The organism is Cupriavidus taiwanensis (genome assembly GCF_900250115.1).
Classification (GTDB): domain Bacteria; phylum Pseudomonadota; class Gammaproteobacteria; order Burkholderiales; family Burkholderiaceae; genus Cupriavidus; species Cupriavidus taiwanensis_B.
In genome coordinates, this window is the sequence record NZ_LT984804.1 from 1,755,285 (window position 1) to 1,774,869 (window position 19,585).

20 protein-coding genes are annotated in these 19,585 nt (G+C 67.9%); 6 read left to right on the forward strand and 14 right to left on the reverse strand.

Going from position 1 to position 19,585, the window contains the following annotated elements; translation table 11 throughout:
* Position 1: 1 nt before the first annotated feature.
* From CBM2586_RS24625 to CBM2586_RS24660, 8 genes are all read right to left on the reverse strand, one after another.
* The gene (locus CBM2586_RS24625) at positions 2-985 is read right to left on the reverse strand and encodes a tripartite tricarboxylate transporter substrate binding protein (protein ID WP_115664134.1); all 984 of its coding nucleotides are present in this window, start codon (positions 983-985) and stop codon (positions 2-4) included.
* Between the two features lie 43 nt (positions 986-1,028).
* Entirely contained in the window at positions 1,029-2,123 is a 1,095-nt protein-coding gene (locus tag CBM2586_RS24630; RefSeq protein ID WP_115690384.1) for a porin, read from the reverse strand.
* 126 nt (positions 2,124-2,249) lie between these two features.
* Positions 2,250-2,591: a cupin domain-containing protein gene (locus tag CBM2586_RS24635; RefSeq protein WP_115690386.1), complete on the reverse strand. Its 342-nt coding sequence runs from the start codon at positions 2,589-2,591 to the stop codon at positions 2,250-2,252.
* Positions 2,588-3,565, reverse strand: a complete 978-nt coding sequence (locus CBM2586_RS24640) for a quinone oxidoreductase family protein (RefSeq protein ID WP_115664131.1) — start codon at positions 3,563-3,565, stop codon at positions 2,588-2,590. The genes CBM2586_RS24635 and CBM2586_RS24640 overlap by 4 nt, the downstream gene beginning before the upstream one ends.
* Positions 3,566-3,604: 39 nt before the next feature.
* The gene (locus tag CBM2586_RS24645) at positions 3,605-4,489 is read right to left on the reverse strand and encodes a 3-keto-5-aminohexanoate cleavage protein (protein WP_115690388.1); all 885 of its coding nucleotides are present in this window, start codon (positions 4,487-4,489) and stop codon (positions 3,605-3,607) included.
* Positions 4,490-4,527: 38 nt separating this feature from the next.
* Positions 4,528-5,277: an SDR family NAD(P)-dependent oxidoreductase gene (locus tag CBM2586_RS24650; protein ID WP_115664129.1), complete on the reverse strand. Its 750-nt coding sequence runs from the start codon at positions 5,275-5,277 to the stop codon at positions 4,528-4,530.
* A 41-nt stretch (positions 5,278-5,318) separates the two neighbouring features.
* Positions 5,319-6,257, reverse strand: a complete 939-nt coding sequence (locus CBM2586_RS24655; RefSeq protein WP_115690390.1) for a dioxygenase — start codon at positions 6,255-6,257, stop codon at positions 5,319-5,321.
* 215 nt (positions 6,258-6,472) lie between these two features.
* The gene (locus tag CBM2586_RS24660; protein WP_115664127.1) at positions 6,473-7,396 is read right to left on the reverse strand and encodes a LysR family transcriptional regulator; all 924 of its coding nucleotides are present in this window, start codon (positions 7,394-7,396) and stop codon (positions 6,473-6,475) included.
* Between the two features lie 102 nt (positions 7,397-7,498).
* Here CBM2586_RS24660 and CBM2586_RS24665 point away from each other — a divergent pair, with 102 nt between their 5' ends.
* From CBM2586_RS24665 to CBM2586_RS24675, 3 genes are all read left to right on the forward strand, one after another.
* Positions 7,499-8,437: a 2-hydroxyacid dehydrogenase gene (locus tag CBM2586_RS24665; protein WP_115664126.1), complete on the forward strand. Its 939-nt coding sequence runs from the start codon at positions 7,499-7,501 to the stop codon at positions 8,435-8,437.
* Between the two features lie 80 nt (positions 8,438-8,517).
* Positions 8,518-9,522 (forward strand): Bug family tripartite tricarboxylate transporter substrate binding protein, encoded by a 1,005-nt coding sequence (locus CBM2586_RS24670; RefSeq protein WP_115690392.1) that lies wholly within the window; start codon positions 8,518-8,520, stop codon positions 9,520-9,522.
* 32 nt (positions 9,523-9,554) lie between these two features.
* Positions 9,555-10,013, forward strand: a complete 459-nt coding sequence (locus tag CBM2586_RS24675) for a nuclear transport factor 2 family protein (protein ID WP_172587118.1) — start codon at positions 9,555-9,557, stop codon at positions 10,011-10,013.
* A 74-nt stretch (positions 10,014-10,087) separates the two neighbouring features.
* On the opposite strand, the gene CBM2586_RS24680 is transcribed toward CBM2586_RS24675, so the two are convergent.
* From CBM2586_RS24680 to ribA, 3 genes are all read right to left on the reverse strand, one after another.
* On the reverse strand, positions 10,088-11,458 hold the full coding sequence (locus CBM2586_RS24680; protein ID WP_115690396.1) for a serine hydrolase domain-containing protein: 1,371 nt from the start codon (positions 11,456-11,458) through the stop codon (positions 10,088-10,090).
* A 25-nt stretch (positions 11,459-11,483) separates the two neighbouring features.
* On the reverse strand, positions 11,484-11,984 hold the full coding sequence (locus CBM2586_RS24685; RefSeq protein WP_115664122.1) for a MarR family winged helix-turn-helix transcriptional regulator: 501 nt from the start codon (positions 11,982-11,984) through the stop codon (positions 11,484-11,486).
* Positions 11,985-12,091: 107 nt separating this feature from the next.
* Positions 12,092-12,688 (reverse strand): GTP cyclohydrolase II, encoded by a 597-nt coding sequence (gene ribA / locus CBM2586_RS24690; protein ID WP_115690398.1) that lies wholly within the window; start codon positions 12,686-12,688, stop codon positions 12,092-12,094.
* 262 nt (positions 12,689-12,950) lie between these two features.
* Here ribA and CBM2586_RS24695 point away from each other — a divergent pair, with 262 nt between their 5' ends.
* A complete protein-coding gene (locus CBM2586_RS24695; protein ID WP_115664120.1) occupies positions 12,951-13,481 on the forward strand; it encodes a riboflavin biosynthesis protein RibA in 531 nt (176 codons plus the stop codon).
* Here the strand turns inward: CBM2586_RS24695 and CBM2586_RS24700 are convergent, their stop codons facing one another.
* Positions 13,482-13,952, reverse strand: a complete 471-nt coding sequence (locus CBM2586_RS24700) for an Lrp/AsnC family transcriptional regulator (RefSeq protein ID WP_012356231.1) — start codon at positions 13,950-13,952, stop codon at positions 13,482-13,484.
* A 152-nt stretch (positions 13,953-14,104) separates the two neighbouring features.
* Here CBM2586_RS24700 and CBM2586_RS24705 point away from each other — a divergent pair, with 152 nt between their 5' ends.
* On the forward strand, positions 14,105-14,446 hold the full coding sequence (locus CBM2586_RS24705; RefSeq protein ID WP_115690400.1) for an AsnC family transcriptional regulator: 342 nt from the start codon (positions 14,105-14,107) through the stop codon (positions 14,444-14,446).
* A 28-nt stretch (positions 14,447-14,474) separates the two neighbouring features.
* Here the strand turns inward: CBM2586_RS24705 and CBM2586_RS24710 are convergent, their stop codons facing one another.
* Positions 14,475-15,398, reverse strand: a complete 924-nt coding sequence (locus tag CBM2586_RS24710; protein WP_115664117.1) for a LysR family transcriptional regulator — start codon at positions 15,396-15,398, stop codon at positions 14,475-14,477.
* Positions 15,399-15,528: 130 nt separating this feature from the next.
* On the opposite strand from CBM2586_RS24710, the gene metE reads away from it, so the two are divergent.
* Positions 15,529-17,919 (forward strand): 5-methyltetrahydropteroyltriglutamate--homocysteine S-methyltransferase, encoded by a 2,391-nt coding sequence (gene metE / locus CBM2586_RS24715; RefSeq protein ID WP_115690402.1) that lies wholly within the window; start codon positions 15,529-15,531, stop codon positions 17,917-17,919.
* Positions 17,920-18,012: 93 nt separating this feature from the next.
* On the opposite strand, the gene CBM2586_RS24720 is transcribed toward metE, so the two are convergent.
* A complete protein-coding gene (locus tag CBM2586_RS24720) occupies positions 18,013-19,425 on the reverse strand; it encodes a DUF1254 domain-containing protein (protein ID WP_115664115.1) in 1,413 nt (470 codons plus the stop codon).
* Positions 19,426-19,585 lie beyond the last annotated feature (160 nt).

A 19,585-nucleotide genomic window follows, 5' to 3' on the forward strand; every position in this document is an offset into this window, starting at 1 on the left:
GCTACTGCCCCGCGAGCGCCCCGGACTGGCGGATGACCGGTGCAAGCTTGGCGATCTCTGCCTGGATATACGACGCGAATTCCTGCGGCGACGAGCGCTTCGGCTCTGCTCCCTGCGCCGCCAGGCGTTCGCGAACGTCGGGTGCGGCCAGCGCCTTGCCGATTTCCGCGTTGAGGGTATCGACGATCTCCCTCGGGGTGCCGGCCGGCGCCAGGATGCCAAACCACGAGTCGAAGGCATAGCCCGGCAAGCCGGACTCGGCCACGGTCGGAATATCGGGCAGCGAACTGCTGCGCCTGGCCGTCGTGACCGCCAGCGCGCGCAGCTTGCCCTGCCGCACGAAGGGCATGGCCGACACCGTCGGGGCGAACATCATGTCGCCGCGGCCGGCCATGACGTCGGTCAGCGCCTCGCCCGTGCCCTTGTACGGGATATGGACGATGTCGAGGCCCGCCTGCATCCTGAACATCTCGCCGCTGAGATGGGTGGAGCTGCCGGAGCCGGCCGAATCGAAATTCAGCTTGCCTGGCGCCGCCCTCGCGGCCGTCACCAGGTCGTGCACGGATTTGTACTTGCTGGCGGCGCTCACGACCAGCACGTTGGGCACCGTCGCCACCAGCGACACCGGCGCGAAGTCCTTGACGGTGTCGTAAGCCAGCCTGGGATACAGCGTGGCGTTGATCGCATGGCCCACCGACACCAGGATCAGCGTGTAGCCATCCGGCGCCGCCTTGGCGACGCCGGACGCGCCGAGCGTGCCGCCGGCGCCCGGGCGGTTGTCGACGATCACCTGGTAGGTACCGCCTTCGCTCATCTTGGCGCCGATGATGCGCGCCAGGATGTCGGTGGCGCTGCCCGCCGAAAACGGCACCACCAGGCGGATCGGCTTGCCGGGATACGGCGCCTGGGCCACCGCGGCGGGCGCCACGGCAAGCATCAAGGACGAGCTCAGCGCCACCACGGCGCCGCGGATGGATCGAATCATGGTCTGTCTCCTCACTACCGGATCGGGTCGAAAGCGGCACGCCTCAGAAGAAATGGCGCATGCCGAGGGCGAAGGTCTGGGGGTCGGCGCCGGCGCTGACACCCAGTTCATTGATGGCAAAGTCGTAGATCGCATTGCGCTTGTTCTGGATGCGGCTGTAGTAGGCGTACAGCGCAGTGCGCTTGGACAGCGGATAGTCGTAGCCCACCGTCACCTGCGTGGCGCCCGTCTCCGCGCCGCTGCGGAAGAAGCCCACCGTCTCGGTGGCGTTGCCCGCGCCATTGCCGGCCAGCGCCACGCCCACGCGCACGCTGCCCGGGCCCAGCTTCTGCACCAGCGACGCGTAGTAGCCGTTACGCGTCAGATCGCCGGTGGCGGTGCGGTAGTGCAGCCGTTCATAGGCCAGCGCGACGGTCGTGCTGGGAAACTTGTAAGACACGCCCGCCTTGATTGCATCGTCATTGCGGCCCGCGGTCTGGTAGTGCTGGTGGAGCTCATACGCCAGCACCACGTTGAGCGGACCGTTGTCATAGGCCGCGGAGAAGGAGTACAGCCCCGGATTGCGCGGCTCGCTGATCTTCTCCTCGTTGACACCCCAGGCCGCGGCACCGCTGAACCCCGCCAGCGAGGGCGTCTTGTAGACGATGATGTTCTTCTGGCGGCGGTCGAAGGCGCTGGTGTCCTGCACGTTGTCCGTGCTCGACGCCGACCCGTTGCCCATCAGCGCCATGTATCCGGCGGTGGTCGGGTAATACGGGTCATAGCCCGCGGTCGCCTCGGTATAAGGCGTCTGCCAGTGCCCCATGAACAGGGTGCCCGCCTTGCCCTGCACGCCGATGCGCGAATTGCGGCCAGCGATCTGGCCCTGGCCGTTATCGAGCGACAGATTGCTCTCGATCTGCCAGATGGCCTTCAGGCTGCCGCCCAGTCCTTCTTCGCCTCGCATGCCGAAGACCGAGCGGTTGTTGGTCAGGCGGCCGGTGCCGCCGAGATCCGTGCCATCGGTGGCCGTGCTGGCGCGGGCATATTCCAGGGCCGTGTTAAGGCGCCCGTAGAGGGTCACGCTGGACTGGGCGCCGGCCTGCCCGGCCCAGCCGGCCGCGGCGCCCGCGGCCAGCAGCCAGGCCCTTGTGCGCATGGGGGCGGTTGTCATAGATGTCTCTTTTTCCTGTTTTGTGGTTGTGGTGGTGTGGCGGTTGTCGTCGCACTGGCTCCGGCAAGCGCTGCCAGGGGCTGCAATCGTTTGCAGCCTGGCGCTAAAAAATCAGCCTGCCGGAAACGGCATCGCCAGCAGCAGCATTGCCGGACGATTGCCGGGATTCGACACCTGGCGCGACTCCCCGGGCGCAAGCCGGACCGAATCGAACTGACTCAGCAGCGCCGTTTGTTCCGGCGTGCGGATGCAGACCTCGCCCTCCAGCACGACGTAGTGCTTTTCCACCGCCGCGGCGTCGAGCGCGGTATGCCCTTGCGGCAGCAGCACCGAGACGCCGAGCCACAGGGACGCCGCGGGCCCCGCTTCATGGCCTTGCAGGCGCAGGCAATGCATGCCCTCATGGTTGGCCGGAAAATACGCCGGCGCCTGAGCGAACCGGGTGATGTTCATGGCTTGAGCACCACCCGCTCCGTCGCGCCCTGCAGCACGGCACGATAGGCATCCTTGGCCTGCGCCAGCGAATAGGTGTAGTCAGGCAGCACCGGGAACGGCCGCAGCTTGCCGCTGGCGAACAGCGGCGCAAGCTGGTCCAGGATGCGGGCGCAGGCATTGCTGTCGAGCGCCAGCGTGTCCACGCCCACATAGGTGTGCTGGCCGCGATAGAAGGCAAAGATGTCGAACGGCACCGGCTTCTCGATGGTCGAGATGAAGATCTGCGTGGCGCCGACCGCCATGCTGCGGTTGGCCTGCTCGAAGTACGGGCTGCCGACGGTGTTGTAGACGATGTCCGCGCCGTGCCCGCCGGTCTCCTCGCGCACGACCTCGGCAATCGGCTCGCGGCTGGCATCGATCATGCGGACCGCGCCGCTCGCATGGCCGCGGTAAGGCTGCTCGGTCCGCTCCACGGCAAAGACACGCGCGCCCAGCGCCGTGGCGATCTGGATGGTGGCCTGCCCGACCTTGCCATTGCCGCCGCACACCAGCACGGTGCTGCCGGCCTGCGGCATGCCCGCGCGGCGCAGTCCCTCATAGGCCGTGATGAACGGCACGCCCACCGCGCCCGCTTCGAGCAGCGATACCGATGCCGGCTTGGCGCGCACCGAGGCCGCGTCGATGCGCAGAAACTTGCCGTGCGTGCCGTCGCGGCGAATCCCCAGTTCGCCGCCGCTGCCCCACACCTGCAGCCCCAGCAGTTGCGACGGGCCATCGACCACCAGGCCGGCATAGTCGCGGCCGGGCGTGCGCGGCCAGACCGCATGCGGCATCAGTCCCAGCGTCGCTTTGACGTCGCTGGGGTTGACCCCGGCACTGGCGACTTCGATGATGCACTGGCCAGCCGCCGCGTGCGGACGCGGCATGCCTTGCAGTTCGAGCTGCAGGGTCTCGATATCGTTGGCTTTCTGGTTGACTCGAATAGCGTTCATGATGGTTTCGGTTTGGTTGGAATCTCGTGCGGCGTTGCTTCAGGCCTCGCGCAGGCCCAGCGTGCGGCGCGCCTCAGCCGGCGAGGCCAGCTCGCCGCCGAGCGAGTGGACGATATCGCGCGCCCTGGCGACCAGCGCGGCGTTGTCGGGCGCGAGCACGCCCTTCTCCAGGTAGATGTTGTCTTCCAGTCCGACGCGCACATGGCCGCCGGCGAGCCACGCCTGCGCGACCATGGGAAACTCCGCGCGGCCGATGCCGAAGGCGGACCAGTGCGCGCCCGCGGGCAGCATGTTGCGGGCGTAGAAGATCGTTTCCGGCGTGGGCGCAAACCCATACTTGACGCCCAGCACGAAGGTCCAGAGCCCGGGGCCGTCCAGCACCCCCGCGCGGATGAAATCGAGGGCCATGTTGAGGTCTCCCGAATCGAAGATCTCCAGCTCCGGCATCACGCCCGCGGCACGGATGATTTCTGCCATCTTGCGCACGTTGGCCGGCGTATTGATGACCACGTCGGCACCGGAATTCACGGTGTTCAGGTCGAGCGAGCATACGTCCGGCCGCAGTGCGGCAATGTGTTCGACGCGCTTCGACGGGTGCAGCAGCGTCGTCCCGGGCGCGGCCACGCGCGGCTCGTGCTCGCTCGGCACGAAGCGCCCGCCCGGCCCGGTGGTGAGATTGATGATCAGCGAACGGTTGCGCTTGCGGATGCGGTCCATGACGTCGGCGTAGTAGTCGAGCGACATCGACGGGCGCCCGGTCTCCGGATCGCGCACATGGATATGCGCGGCGGCGGCGCCCGCTTCGGCGGCCTCCAGCGCGGCATCGGCGATCTGTGCCGGGGTCACGGGCAGGCCGGGATGCTGTTCAGGGGTGACGATGTTGCCGGTCACCGCGCAGGTGAGGATGGTCTTGCGTGCATGCATGGCGTTGTCAGCGGTTGCGTGATTGGCGTGGCTGGGCGCTAGCCCAGCTGGCGGCCGCCATCGACGACGATGGTGGTGCCGGTGGCGAAGCGAAGCGAAGTGGCACAGGCAGCGATGGCATCGGCCACGTCTTGCGCCTGGCCAATGCGGCGCAGCGGCGTGGTCCGGGCGGCGCGCTCGTTGAAGCTGTCGTCGCGCCCCGGCACGAAGCCGGTGTCGACCACGCCCGGGGAGACATTGAGCACGCGGATCGCCGGGGCCAGCGCGCGTCCCAGCGACATCGCCATGACGTCCAGGCCGGCCTTGGCCGCGCAGTAGGCCACGTTGCTGCCCTGCCCGGTGCGGCCAGCGATGGAGCCGACATTGACCACCAGCCCGTCACCGTGGGCACGCAGCAGCGGCGCGAAGGCGCGGATCGCGGCGAACTGGCCGCGCCAGTTGATGGCGAACAGCGCGTCGATCAGGCCGTCGTCCAGCGCGTCGAGGTCAGCATGGGGGATGGGCCGGGTAAAGCCCGCGCTGTTCACCAGGATATCCACGCGCCCGTAGTGGTGGCTGGCCGTGTCAGCCAGCTGGCGCAGCGATGCGCTGTCACCGATCTCGGCCACCGCGGCCAGGTGGTTGCCGGCCGGCAGCGCGGCCGCGGCGCTGGCCGTCTTGTCGGCATCGCGGCCCGCCAGCACGATGCTGGCGCCCAGGTGCGCCAGCGTTGCACCGGCCGCCAGGCCAATGCCACCGCTGCCGCCGAGGATCACGGCTACCTTGCCGGAAAGAGAAGATGCGCTCATGGTTTCGATATGGGTAGTCAGGGATGATGCGAAAGCAGCGCTCAGTCGATGGGCGGCCTGGGAAAGGTCTGCTCGCCCGGCTCGAGCGTGAAATCAAAGGCGAGCGTAAAGAACGGCGCCGGCACGTTGCCCCACGGGCTGCTTCCGTGGTCGTGCCGCTGCAGCTGGCCGACCAGCTGGCGGTGCACGCCAAAGGTGACATCGGATTCCAGCTGGGCCGGTTCATCGGCGAATACCTGCGTCACCAGCGTGCGATAGCCCGGCGCCGCGACGATGAAATGGATATGCGCCGGCCGGTATGGCTGACGGCGCTGCGCGGCGAGCAAGGCGCCCACCGGGCCGTCGGTCGGCACCGGATAGCCTGCCGGGCGCACGGAGCGGAAATGGTAGTGGCCGCCTTCATCGGCATGGAAGCAGCCGCGCAGGTTGCGGTCGGGCTGGTTCGGATCCTGGTTGTCGTACAGCCCCACCGGCGAAGCCTGCCAGACCTCGACCAGCGCCCCCGGCAGCGGCGTGCCATCGGTGGCGCGCACCGTGCCGCTGACGAACATGGGCAGGCCGGGCGCGTTGTCCTGGACCACGCAGTCGCCGCACGCATAGCGCGGCGCATTGGCGCGGTAGAACGGGCCCAGCAGCGCCCCGGGCGTGCGTCCGTGCCGTGTGCCGTTGTTCATCACGGTCACCAGGGTCGACAATCCGAGCACGTCCGCTGCCAGCACGACTTCGTTGTGGGTGGCGTGCGTGGCCTGACCCAGGCGGGCCACGAACTCGAGCGCGAACTCGAATTCCGCATCGGTCAGGCGCGCCTCCCGCAGAAAGGCATGCAGGTGCCTGACCAGCGCACCCATGACAAGACGCAGGCGCGGATCGGCCGTGTCCGCCATCGCGGACTCGACGATGCGGGTGACCGACCACTCGTCGTCCACCAGTGACAGCGGGCGGTCCGGGGATCGCTGTTCGGGTTCCAGGTATGTATCCATCTGCCCTCCTTTGCAAACGTTTGCAGTGGCTTGCATTATCGCCGCCGGCGAAATCCGGTCAAGGCGATTTCGCTGCGCGGTTCGGGCCGGATGGCGCGACAGCGGCGATTAGCGCAATAAATTCAAGGCGCTACGGCGGGAGGCTGGGACAAACCCCTAGGTGTAGCAAAGTGCGGAGATAGCAACCGGCTTGTGACCCGCTGCCAGCCGTCTCGTCAAAACGCAGCGGAAACCTGCTGTTGGGCCCGCCGTTCCAGGTACGCGGCGGCAAAGTCCGCGAATACACGGCACGCCGGGTTATGTGTTGCCTCCCGCCAGATCAGGTGCAATTCGGCGCGCACGTCGTCGCGCCAGATCGGGCGGAACAACACCTGCGGAAAGTGAAGGTGGCGCGCCGACGCTGGCACCAGCGCCACGCCGAGGCCCGCGCGGACCAGGGCGATCACGCTGTGGGTCTGGCTCATCTGCTGAACCACGCGCGGCGGCCGCGCCGTACCGGCCAGTACCGAACCGATCAGGTCATGAAAATACTTGCCCTCGGTCGCGGAGTACTGGATGAACGGCAGGCCTGCCAGGTCCTTGCTGCCGATCTGCTTGCGCCGCGCCAGCGCGTGTCCCGCCGGCATTGCCAGCTGCAGCGGCTCGCTGACTGCCAGGCGCCATTGCAGTTCCGGCTCCATGTCAGCGATCGGCCGCATAAAGCCGAGGTCGATGGTGCCCGCCTGCAGCGCACTGACCTGTGCGACCGTGACCATTTCATGCAGGGTCGCCTCGATCTCCGGCAGCGCTTCGCCGGCCGTTGCGATGAGGTTCGGCACGAGATCGTAGCCCGCTACCGCGGTAAAGCCGATACGCACCTTGCCGCTCACGCCCTGGTCGATCCGGCGCGCCGTGTCGACTGCGTTGCCGGCCAGCGCGAGCAGGCGCCGGGCGTCGTCGAGCAGCGCGGCGCCGGCGGCGGTAAGCCGCACCGCGCGGCTGTTGCGGTCGAACAGCCGCACGCCGAGGGTCTCCTCCAGCAGCCGGATCTGCCGGCTCAGCGGCGATTGGGTCATGAACAGCCTGGCGGCTGCACGGCCGAAATGCAGCTCTTCGCCTACGGCGATGAAGCAGCGCAACTGGTTAAGGTCGGGAATCATGGATCGTGCCAATTCTTGGATTGATCAATGCAAATTGTAGTTTAGACATGCATTGATCGAGTTCCTATACTCGGCCCATTCCAACCCGACCTCATCTCGCCAGTGAAACGCGCCATTCTCCTGACACAGCCGGTCGTGCCCAGCCTGGAAACCAGGCTGCAGGCCGATTACGAGATTCACCGCCTGTATGGCACCACCACGCCCGACGCGCTGCTCGACGAGATCGGCCCGCGCATCGAGGCAGTCGTCACCGGCGGCTCGCTCGGCCTCAGGGAAGCGCAAATGCGCCGCCTCCCGGCCCTGAAGATCGTGGCGGTATCCGGCGTCGGCACCGACGCGGTGGACCTGACCTACGCACGCGAGCGCGGCATCCACGTGACCACCACCCCCAACGTGCTGACCGCTGACGTTGCCGACCAGGCGCTCGGCTTGCTGATTGCTGTGTATCGCCGCCTGACGCAGGCCGAGCGCTACGTGCGTGCCGGCCAGTGGGGCAAGGCCCCGCTGCCGCTGGCCCACCGCTTCAGCGGCAAACGCGTCGGCATCGTCGGCCTCGGCCGGGTGGGCCGGGCCATTGCCGCGCGCGCGGCGGCCTTCGACTGCCCGGTGTCGTACACCGACCTGCGCGCCTTTACCGACGTGCCTTACACCTTCATGCCGGACATCGCCACGCTGGCTGCCAATTGCGACGCCCTGGTGCTGGCCGCTTCGGCCGACGGCGCCAGGCCGGTAGTGGATGCCGCCGTGCTGGACGCGCTCGGGAAGCATGGCGTACTGGTCAATGTCGCGCGCGGCAGGCTGGTGGACGAGTCGGAACTGGTGCGTGCGCTGGCATCCGGTCGCATCGCCGGCGCCGGGCTGGATGTCTTCGCCGACGAACCCGCCGTGCCCGCCGCCCTCCTCCAGATGGACAACGTCGTGGTCCAGCCCCATCGCGCCAGCGCCACCTGGGAAACCCGCGACGCGATGGGCGAGATCGTGCTGGCCAATCTGCGCGCCGGCCTGGCCGGTCAGCGCCCGCCCGACACCGTGCTGGCATAGGCCCCCGTCCGCGCGGACGGCCATCGCTTCATCGAACAGGCGCCAGCCAGGAGCGCCACAAGAATTTTCCGGAGACACTCATGCCAAACCGCGATCCGTTCGCCCACTCCCTTTCACTGCTTGCGCCCGGCTTGCTGGCCGTGACGGCCGTCGTCGCCGTCGCTCCGCAGGCAGCACACGCCGGCGCTTACCCCGAGCGCCCGGTCACGATCGTCGTGCCCTTCCCCCCGGGCGGCGGCACCGACACCGGCGCACGGCTGATCGCACAGCGCCTGGCCGAACTGTGGGGCCACGCCGTCGTCGTCGAGAACAAGCCAGGCGCCGCGGGCCAGATCGGCAGCGCTTACGTGGCGCGGGCGAAGCCGGATGGCTACACCCTGCTGATGGGCAACATCGGTACGCATTCGATCAACCCGACGCTGTACAAGACGGTGCCCTACAACGCCGTCAAGGACTTCGCGCCGGTGTCGCTGGTGGCGGAACTGCCACTGGTCATGGTGACCGCCAGCGGCAACGCCGCCAGCACCGTGCCGCAGGCCATCGCGGCGGGCAAGCGCGAGCCGGGCAAGGTCACCTACGGCAGCTCCGGCAGCGGCAGCTCGATGCATCTTGCCGGCGCCGTCTTTGCGCGCCAGGCCGGCGTCGACATGCTGCACGTGGCCTACAAGGGAGGCGGCCCGGCCGTGGCAGACGTGATGGCGGGGCACGTGAACTACGCCTTCGCGACGCTCTACGAAACCATGGGCCTGATCAAAGGCGGCAAGCTCAAGGCCGTGGCGGTAACCAGCGAGAAGCGCGCGCCGCTCATGCCCGAGGTGCCGACCGTGGCCGAAGCCGGGCTACCGGGGTACGAGTCGATCTCGTGGATCGGCATGCTGGCCCCCGCCGGCACGCCGCCAGCCATCGTCGGCAAGATTGCGCAGGACGTGCGCACCGCTTTGGCCGATCCCAAGGTCAAGCAGACGCTCGCCGATCAGGGTGCAGTGCCGTCCGGCAGCACGCCAGAGGCGTTTGCTTCCGTGATGGCACGGGATACGACACGGTATGCCAAGGTTATCCGCGAGCAGAACATCAAGGCGGAATGATCGACCAGACAACCTCGAATAAAGGAGACACCATGACCACACTGCTTTCCCGGACCCTGCGCACGCTGCTGCCTGCCCTTGTCGTGGCGACCTCGCCAGCGCTGCACGCACAGACATCGGAAGCCCCCCAGCAACTTGCCGCGGCCAACGAAAGGCTTCGCGCCGCCATGCTCGCACCCGACGCGGTACAGCTCGACGCCTTGCTGCATGAGCATCTGACTTACGGCCACTCGTCGGCCAAGGTCGACACCAAGGGCAGCCTGGTGAAGGCACTTCTCACTGGCACTTCGAAATTCACACGCCTCGATTTCACCGACCAGAAGATCGACGTGGTCGGCCAGGTCGCAACCATCCGCTATACCTTCGACGCCGATACCCATCCTGCTGGCAAGTCCCCCACCGCCGTGCACCTGCAGGTCTTGTCGGTGTGGCTGCAGCAGCCGTCGGGCTGGCAATTGTTCGCCCGGCAGGCGGTGACGCAGCCGAGGTGAACGAACGGATCCAGTGACGCAAGGCTGAGCCCGGACGGCCTTGCGCATCCGTTGCCCCGCCTCGCGGCGCCGCGCTAGCGCGACAGCGCTTCCGCCACGGCCCTGAAGGCCCGGAACGTGATCGCGTTGTTGGCGGCGTTGCCGGCCACCGGGTGCGAGGCGTAGCGCACGATGGTCAGTTCGGCTTGCGGGTCGATGTAGATGCGCTGGCCATGGATGCCCGCGGCCTGGAACATGCCGTGGCTGTCGTGCGAAACCCACCACATGTCGCGATAGCTCCAGCCCGGCAACGCCGCGGCGCTGCCGGACCTGGCAAACAGCTCGCGGCTGCCGCCGCGGCGGATATCGGCCACCACCGACGCCGGGATGATCTGCTTGCCGTTGAAGCGCCCGTTGCCGCGGATGGTCTCGCCAAAGCGCGCGAGATCGCGCAGCGTGGTGTTCAGGCCGCCGCCGCCGGATTCGGTGCCGATGCTGTCGACGGTGAAATACGCGTCCTGCTCGGCGCCCATCGGCTGCCAGATCCGCTCGGACAGCAGCTTCGCCAGCGACTGGCCCGAGGCACGGCGCACGATCCACGCCAGCACCTCGGCATTGACGGTCTTGTAGGCAAAGGCGGCATCGTGGCCGCCGTCCTTCTGGAGCGTCTTCAGGAAGTCATAGAAGGTGCCGGGGCCGTTGTAGTTGGCCGGGCGCGCCAGCATGCCGCCGGCGCGCGCGTAGTCCCAGACCTCGGCCTTCGGATCGGCATAGTCCTCGGAGTAGCGCACGCCGATGGTCATGTCCATCACCTGCCGCACCGTCGCATCGCCATACGCGGTGCCGGCCATCTCCGGCAGGTAGCGCGTCACCGGCGCGGCCGGGTCGAGCTTGCCCTCTGCCGCCAGCATCGCGGCCAGCGTGCCGACGAACGACTTGGTCACCGACATCGCGATATGCGGCGTATGGCTGTCGAGCGCGCCGAAATAGCGCTCGTAGACGACCTTGCCCTGGTGCATTACCAGGATGCCGTCGGTATAGGTCAGCGCCAGCATCTCGTCGAAGGTGCGGCGCGTACCGTCGGCGTCGGTGAACGGGATCGCGCCGATGGCCTGCTCCGCGCGCGGCAGCGTGCTGGCCGGGCCGGGGCCGCGCCATACCGATACGGTCGGCCCCAGTTCACGCACGTGCGAGAACAGCCAGCGGTTGCGCGGAAACCTGTTGCCCCCCGGCACATGGGTGATCAGCTTGTCCGGCGGCGGTGGAAAGCCCTGCATCCAGCCCATGAGGTTCGGATCGGTGGCCAGTGCCGCCGCCACCGTCGTCGCCGGTGCGGCAGCCGCAGGCGCTGCGCTGGCGGCGCCGGCGGCGGGCTGACTCCAGGCCGGCAGGCTCGCCGCGAACAGGGCCACGCCAGCCAGGCGGCGCCATGAGCGCGGGGATTTACGATGGGACGTCAACAACATGCTGTCTCCTTGCATTATTTTTTGATCAGGGTTCTCCGCCCTCGCCTCGGTCCGCCGCTGCCTGCTCTCCTTGCTGATGCGCGATCAGGGCGTTGGTGAGCTTGTCGATGCAGCGGTCCAGGGTCTTGACTTCAGCCTCGGTCAGCACCGACAGGAACATCTTCTCCAGCACGTCGCCGCGCTGGTAGGTCCGCGCCACCAGCGCTTCGCCGGCCGGCGTCAGGTAGAGGTTCAGCTGCCGGGCATCGGCTTCGCCCACTTCCCGGCGCAGCAGGCCGCGCCTGGACAGCGCGGTGACCAGCTTCGATGTCACCGTTTTTTCCAGCAGCACCAGTTCCATCAAGCGCGTCAGCGTCAGCCCTGGCTCCAACCCGGCGAAACGCAGCACACGCAATTCCCGCAGGCCGATACCGAATTCCCGCTCGTAGAAGCCGGAGGCGGAATTCTTGGTCATTTCGCAGAGCCGGTTCAGGCGGAACGACATGAATTCGAGGATCGAGTGGGTCGAGCGGGCGACGTTGGACATGAGGAAAGAAGGTGGGGCGGCGAATGGATTCTATTTGCAATAGTTGCCAATGGCAACTATATGGGCCAATAAATGCCCCTGCCGGGGCATCATGCGCGTCAGCGCTGTCAGTCGAGCAAATGCCCCATGCGGGTGCGCTTGGTCGCCAGGTATTTCTCGTTCTCGGCGTTGGACGGGACGATGTGGCGCAGTTGCTCCGACACCGTAATGCCGGCCTTCTCGAGCGCTGCCGCCTTCAGCGGGTTGTTGCTCATCAGGCGCACGGACTTGACACCCCACTGGTGCAGAAGGTCGGCGGCGAAGGCGTAGTTGCGGGCGTCGATGGCCTGGCCCAGGGCCAGATTGGCGTCGACGGTGTCGAGGCCGCCGTCTTGCAGGCGGTAGGCCCGGATCTTTTCGGCCAGGCCGATGCCGCGCCCTTCGTGGCCACGCAGGTACAGCAGGATGCCGCGTCCCTCGGCGGCGATCTTTTCCATGGCGAGTTCGAGTTGCGGCCCGCAATCGCAGCGGCAAGAGCCGAATACGTCACCGGTCAGGCATTCGGAGTGCATGCGGATCAGCACGTTGTCGCCCGCCACCTGGCCGACGCTGAGGGCCAGGTGCTCGATGCCTGAATCGGCGCCCTTGAAGGCGTGCGCCGTAAAGTCGCCGAATCGCGTCGGCAGGCGCGCCGAGTCGATCAGCTCAATTTCTGTGTCGTTCATACCGGAATTCTTGGTCAATAGGCGGGGGCGCAGCCCGGCACCGCCGACATTATGAGCGGAATCGGGCGTTCGCGCTGGAATTACCCGCCGGGCCTGGCGCCCGGGGTGGTCGGTTAATTCCTACAAGCGCAAGCGCCGTCGACTTATGCAGGCGTTTCGAACGGGTCTCTAGACTCGGTTTACAGGACACGGGTCGACCCCGGCGGGCACCGAAACGGTGTGCAGCACCCGCCGCGCGGCACGGCCGCCGCAGGAGTTCGCCATGACAGCCAATCCATTGATTGCCGAGGCCGCAAGCACCAAGATCGCGGCATTGTTCGACACCAAGCTCGCCGCCAGCAGCGCCGCCGAGCGCGTTTGCTACGAGGCCCACCTGAAGCGAGGGCAGGTGCGGCTGGTGCACCCGTACGAGGCCCATTTCGGCCGCAAGCTCGAGCCCGAGAACGACGGCATCGTCCACACCGCGGTGCGCTCGCACCTGATGATGGCAGCGCTGGGCGCCGTGATCGGCTTCGCCGTGGTCGGCATCCTGCACCGGCAGGAAATCGACGCGGTGATGCAGAGCCCGGGCCTGGCGGCCGGCGCGGCGATTTTCCTGGGCGTGATGTTCGGCATGCTGCTGGCCGGCCTGATGACAGCGCGCCCGGACCACCAGCTGGTGATCACGCCGGTGCGCGAGGCCGTGCAGCATGGCCGCTGGGCGGTGCTGGTGCATCCCACCACGCCGCAGCAATGCAACGAGGCCCTGCGCGCCCTGCGCAACACCACCAGCGAAGTGCTCAGGACGGCCTGATCACGGCTCGACCGAAGTCTCGCGCTTGAGCGTGCGCAGCACGAAGGTCGAGCGGCTGTGGCGCAGCCCGGGCAGCTTGTAGAGCTTGTGCCGCAGGAATTCCTCATACCCCTGCGTGCCGGCTACGGCGACCTTGATCAGGTAGTCGTATTCGCCTGTCAGCAGGTAGGCCTCCATCACCTCGGGCAGTTCCGCCAGCGCCTTGCCAAAGCGGTAGAGCATGTCGTCGTCGTGCCGCTCCAGCGTGACTTCGATCAGCACGGTGTCGGGCAAGCCCAGCGCCTTCTGGTTCAGCAGCGCGGCGTAGCCTTCGATTACCCCGCTTTCCTCCAGCGCGCGCACGCGGTTCCAGCATGGCGTGGCCGACAGCCCCACCTGCTCAGCCAGCCGCGCATTGGACAGGCGGCCGTCGCGCCGCAGTTCGCGCAGGATGCGGCGGTCAGTGTCATCGAGTTTGGGTGACTGTGCCATCAAACACCTTCGAAAAAGAATAATCTCCTTTTCATTCTAGCAAAATAGGTTTGTTATCCTCATAACGAGCCAAAAACGTAGAGAATCAGAAAGCCAATTCCGCGCGCCGGCTGGTAAATTTACCTGCATAGATCGACTGCCGGAAACGAAACATGCCAGCCACCCGCCACCTTCCCACCGTGCGCCTGTCGCTGCGTCTCGCCCCTGCCGACCTGTTCGGCGCGATGGAATGGGTGCTGGCCAATGCGCGTCGTACCGGACTGGCGCCGCAGCAGCTGAGCTTCGACGCCGCCCCGCAGGCCGTGCTGCATGCCACGCTGACGGCAGGCGACGCTGGCCTGCTGTGGCTGTTTTTGCGCCGCCTCGATAACGGCTTCGACGTGGAGCTGCTGGTCGCGGACGTGGACGATCCCGACCACGACACCATGGCCGAGCCGGCCCCGCGCGCCGCCAGCCGCCGCGACCTGCCCGCCGAACTGATGCTGACGGCTTGAATCGCTCCGGTCGCCGCTCCGGTCGCCGCTACGCGGCCGGCGCCAGCAGCTCGATGCCGTCGAGCCGCGCCGCGCAGGTATCGCGCACGATCGCGACAAAATCCGCCACGTAGGGCCGCCGCGCCATCGCGGCCGGCACGGTCGCGTAGAGTTCGCTCCACAGCCCTTTCACGCCAATGCGCTTGGCCAGCACGTAGTCGTGGTCGACGTAGTTCTTGACGCCCCAGTTGGGCAGCGCCGCCACGCCACGGCGGCTGGCCACCAGTTGCAGCACCGCCACCGTCAGTTCGGCGGTGCGCCGCTCCAGGTGGATGCCGGCGGGCTCCAGCACCTCGCGGATCAGGTCGATGCGTGACTCGGGCACCGGATAGGTGATCAGGGTTTCGCCGGCTAGGTCGGCGGCTTCGAGGCGGCGCTTGTTGCGCAGCCGGTGTTCGTTGGCGATGACCGCGAGGATCTCGAAGCGGAACAGCGGCGCCACCTCCAGCCCGCGCCGCGCCGCCGGCTGCGACCCGATCACCATGTCGGCGCGGCCGTTGCGCAGCAGCGCGATCGGGTCGGCATGGAAGCCCGCCACCAGGTCCACCTCCACTTCGGGCCAGCGCCGGCGGAATTCGTCCATCACCGGCATCAGCCAGTCAAAGCAGGTATGACATTCCAGCACCACGCGCAACTCGCCGCGGGTGTCGCCCTTGAGCCGTTCGATATCACGGTCGGCCGCGCTGACCGCGGCCAGCACCTCGCGCGCCAGCGCCAGCAGGCGCTCGCCCGCCGGCGTGAAGCGCAGCCCCTGGCGGGTGCGGTCGAACAGCGGCACGCAGTAGTGCGACTCGATCGCCTTGATCTGGTGCGACAGCGCCGACTGGCTGACATGCACGCGCTCGGCCGCGGTGGCGAGCCGGCCCGACTCGGCAATCGCCACCAGCGAACGCAAATGGCGGACCTCGATCATGCAAGCCCCCCGCGCCGCCGCCCTCTCGTCTTGATATGAAATTGATTCATACGTTGTTTAAAACTTGTCGCTTGATTCATTTTATGGGCAAACCGACACTGTGCGCCAGACCTCTACCGGAGCAACATCCATGGCACGCACCCATATCCTCGGCTTTCCCCGCATCGGCGAACGCCGTGAACTGAAATTCGCGCAGGAAGCGTTCTGGCGCGGCGAACGTACCGAGGCCGAGCTGCGCACGGTGGCCGCCGAACTGCGCCGACGCCACTGGCAACTGCAGGCCGAACGCGGCCTGGACACCGTTGCCACCGGCGACTTTGCCTACTACGACCAGATGCTGAGCCTGAGCGCGCTGCTGGGCGCGCTGCCGCGCCGCTTCGGCTTCGATCCGGCACAACTGACGCTGGCGCAGTATTTCGAGCTGGCGCGCGGCAACCCCGAGCAGCCGGCGATGGAAATGACCAAGTGGTTCGACACCAACTACCACTACCTGGTCCCGGAGCTGGACGCCGACACCAGCTTCGACGGCGGCCCGCAATGGCTCTTCGAGGAAACCGATGAAGCGCTGGCGCTGGGGCTGCGCGCCCGTCCCGCGCTGATCGGCCCGGTCACCTACCTGTGGCTGTCGAAGAGCCATGTGCCTGGTTTCGACCGCCTGTCGCTGCTGCCGCGGCTGCTGCGGGCCTATCGCCGCATCCTGGGCCAGCTCAAGGCACGCGGCATCGAATGGGTGCAGATCGACGAGCCGGCGCTGTGCCTCGACCTGCCACCGGCCTGGCTCGACGCCTTCGACACCGCCTATGCCGCGCTGCATGAGGGTGGCCCGGCGGCGCGCCCGAAGCTGCTGCTGGCGACTTACTTCGACAGCGCCGCCGACCATGCGCAGCGCGTGGTCGCGCTGCCGGTCGATGGCTTCCATCTCGACCTGGTGCGCGCCCCCGCGCAACTGTCGGCATGGCAGGCCGTGCTGCCCGGACATGCGGTGCTGTCGCTCGGCGTGATCGACGGCCGCAATATCTGGCGCACCGACCTGCGCCGCGTGCTGGACCTGCTGCGCCCGCTGCACGGCGCGCTGGGCGAGCGCCTGTGGCTGGCGCCGTCGTGCTCGCTGCTGCATGTGCCGGTGTCGCTGGCGCAGGAAGCGCGGCTCGACGCCGAGCTGAAGTCCTGGCTCGCCTTCGCCACGGAAAAGCTCGACGAACTGTCGGTGCTGGCGCGCGCGCTGAACCAGGGCGACGGGGCCGTCGCCGACGCCCTGGCCGCATCGGACTCCGCCCAGGCTTCGCGCCGGGCCTCGCGGCGCGTGGTCAACCCGCGCGTGCAGCAGCGCCTGGCTGGCGTGGATGAGACCATGGCGCACCGCGCCAGCCCCTTTGCCGAGCGCATCGAGCGCCAGCGCGCGGCGCTGGCGCTGCCGCTGCTGCCGACCACCACGATCGGCTCGTTCCCGCAGACCGCCGCGATCCGCCAGAGCCGGGCCGCGTTCAGGCGCGGCGAGATCGGCGCGCTGGAATACCTGGAACGCATCCGCGCCGAGATCGCGCTGGCGGTGCGCAAGCAGGAAGCACTGGGGTTGGACGTGCTGGTGCACGGCGAGGCCGAGCGCAACGACATGGTCGAATACTTCGGCGAACAGCTGTGCGGCTATGGCTTCACCGAGAACGGCTGGGTGCAGAGCTACGGCTCGCGCTGCGTCAAGCCGCCGGTGATCTATGGCGACGTGTACCGGCCGGAACCGATGACGGTCGACACCGCCCGCTACGCGCAATCGCTGACCGAGCGGCCGATGAAGGGCATGCTGACCGGCCCCATCACCATGCTGCAGTGGTCGTTCGTGCGCGACGACCAGCCGCGCGCCACTACCGCGCGCCAGCTCGCGCTGGCGATCCGCGACGAGGTGTGCGACCTCGAGCACGCCGGCATCCGTGTGATCCAGATCGACGAACCGGCGCTGCGCGAAGGGCTGCCGCTGCGCCGCGCCGACTGGGACGCCTACCTGGAGTGGGCCGTGACCGCGTTCCGCCTGTCGGCCAGCGGCGTGCAGGACCAGACCCAGATCCACACGCATATGTGCTACGCCGAATTCAACGACATCCTGCCCGCGATCGCGGCGATGGACGCGGACGTGATCACCATCGAGACCTCGCGCTCGGCGATGGAACTGCTGGAAGGCTTTGGCGACTTCGACTACCCCAACGAGATCGGCCCGGGCGTCTATGACATCCACTCGCCGCGCGTGCCGTCGGTGCAGGCGATGGCGCGGCTGCTGGACCGCGCCTGCGAGGTGGTGCCGCCGCAACGGCTGTGGGTCAATCCGGACTGCGGGCTGAAGACGCGCGGCTGGGAAGAAACCGAAGCGGCGCTGGCCAACATGGTCAGCGCGGCCCGCGCGCTGCGCCAGCGCCTGTCGGCGCCAGGAATCGCGGCGTGGCAGCGCGTTGAACGCAGCGTCCCGGCCGGCACCGCACCAGTGCCGCACGCGGCCGGCGCCTGCACTGCCTGCGCCACGCACGCGCACTGACAAGCTAGCCCCACGCAAGACAACGCAGCATCAGCAAACAGGCCGCATGCCGATCAGGGCATGCGGCCTGTTTGCCTGCGGGCGCCACGCAGATCAGTTCACGCGCATCACCGGCGGCGGCATCCAGCTGCCGTCCAGCAGCGCCTGTTCCGGCCAGTACGCGCGCAGCATCATGTTGAGGCCATCGGGCGGCGCCGGCAGCCAGTTGGCGGCGTTGGCGCCGGCCGGGCGCTCATGCTGGATGTAGATGTCGAGCGAGCCGTCGCGGTTGTAGCGCAGGCGGTCGCGGCTGCCGATGGCGTAGCGCTGGATCGGGTTAGGCACGAACGCCTGGCGCTCGTTGTACAGCGTCAGCGACCAGAATGCGCGCGCCGGCGGCAGCTGGTTCCTGTCGAAGTGCAGCACGTAACGGGCCCCGCCCTGCAGCGGCTTGCCGTTGGCGTCGGTGCGGGTGGAGGCGTAGATCGCGTCCTCCGGCAGGTTGGCGCCCAGACCGACCCACGCCGTGACCGCGCGGCGGCCATAGCTGGTGCCGTAGGTGCCCAGGTCGCGATGCATGACCCAGCCGTTGCCGGCATCGGCGTTGCCCTTGCGCGCCGCCTGCTCGATCGCCGCCAGCGCGGCCGTGGCCCCTTCCTGAACGGCCCGCGCGGTGGACGGCTCCATCACCGTGGTCTTGAACGGCACGCCCGGGCGGATGCCCATGCGACGCATCTTTTCGACCATGGCGCTGTCGGCCGGTGCCGGCGGATTGGCCGGCAGCAGCGCGGCAAAGCGCGTGAAGAACGCCTGCGCGTCCATCGCCGCCACCTGCTCGACCGGCGCGCTGTCGGGGTCCAGCGAGGGCCGCGCGGCGGCCTTGTCCGGCACGCGACGGCCGCCGCCCCAGGCCGACAGCGGGGTCAGCCGGTACTGGTCCTGCAGCCGGTGCACCGCCGCGAAATCCTGCTTGCCGCTGGCCTGGGTGCGGCCGATCAGCCAGACCATCGAGGTGGGCGAGCGGATTTCCTGCACGCCCTTGGGCAGCGTGCCGCGCCAGTCCGGACCGGTGATGGCGAAATTGCCGCGGCGGGTGCCGGTGGTGCGCTTGCCCGGCGCGGCAAACACATTGGTCCAGGCATCCATCAGCGGCATCAGGTAATAGCGCCCGCGCGTATCGGGCACGGACAGGATCACCGGCTCGCGCGACAGGTCCAGCCACGCCGACGAGTACAGCGTGTCGGCATTGGGACTGACCACATCGGTGAAGGTGGCGTCGGGGAAGGTGCGCTTGTGGCTGAAGGTGTTGGCGGGCGTGCGCAGCGTCATCAGCTCGCGCGTCACGTCCATCAGCACCATCGGATAGGCAAAGGTAAAGACCTCGGCGGACAAGGCCTTCATGGCCTGGTCGGAGGGCGGCTGCTCGGCGGCCGCCGGGTTGCCGGCATAGTCGGGCCCGGTGGCGCAGCCGGACAGCATGACGGCGAGCGTGACCGCGCCCGCCAATTGACGAAAGATAGGCTTCATGACCCCGATTCCCAAAGTTCTTGCGTGTGCTCCGGGCATTTCGGCTATGACTGCCGGCATGTCGTCCCGAAGGCGCATATGTCCGCGCATCTTGTCCGCGCGCTAGCGGGCTGTCAATGACTCGGATGCGGGGATCCGGGACCGGGCGCACCAACGGCAA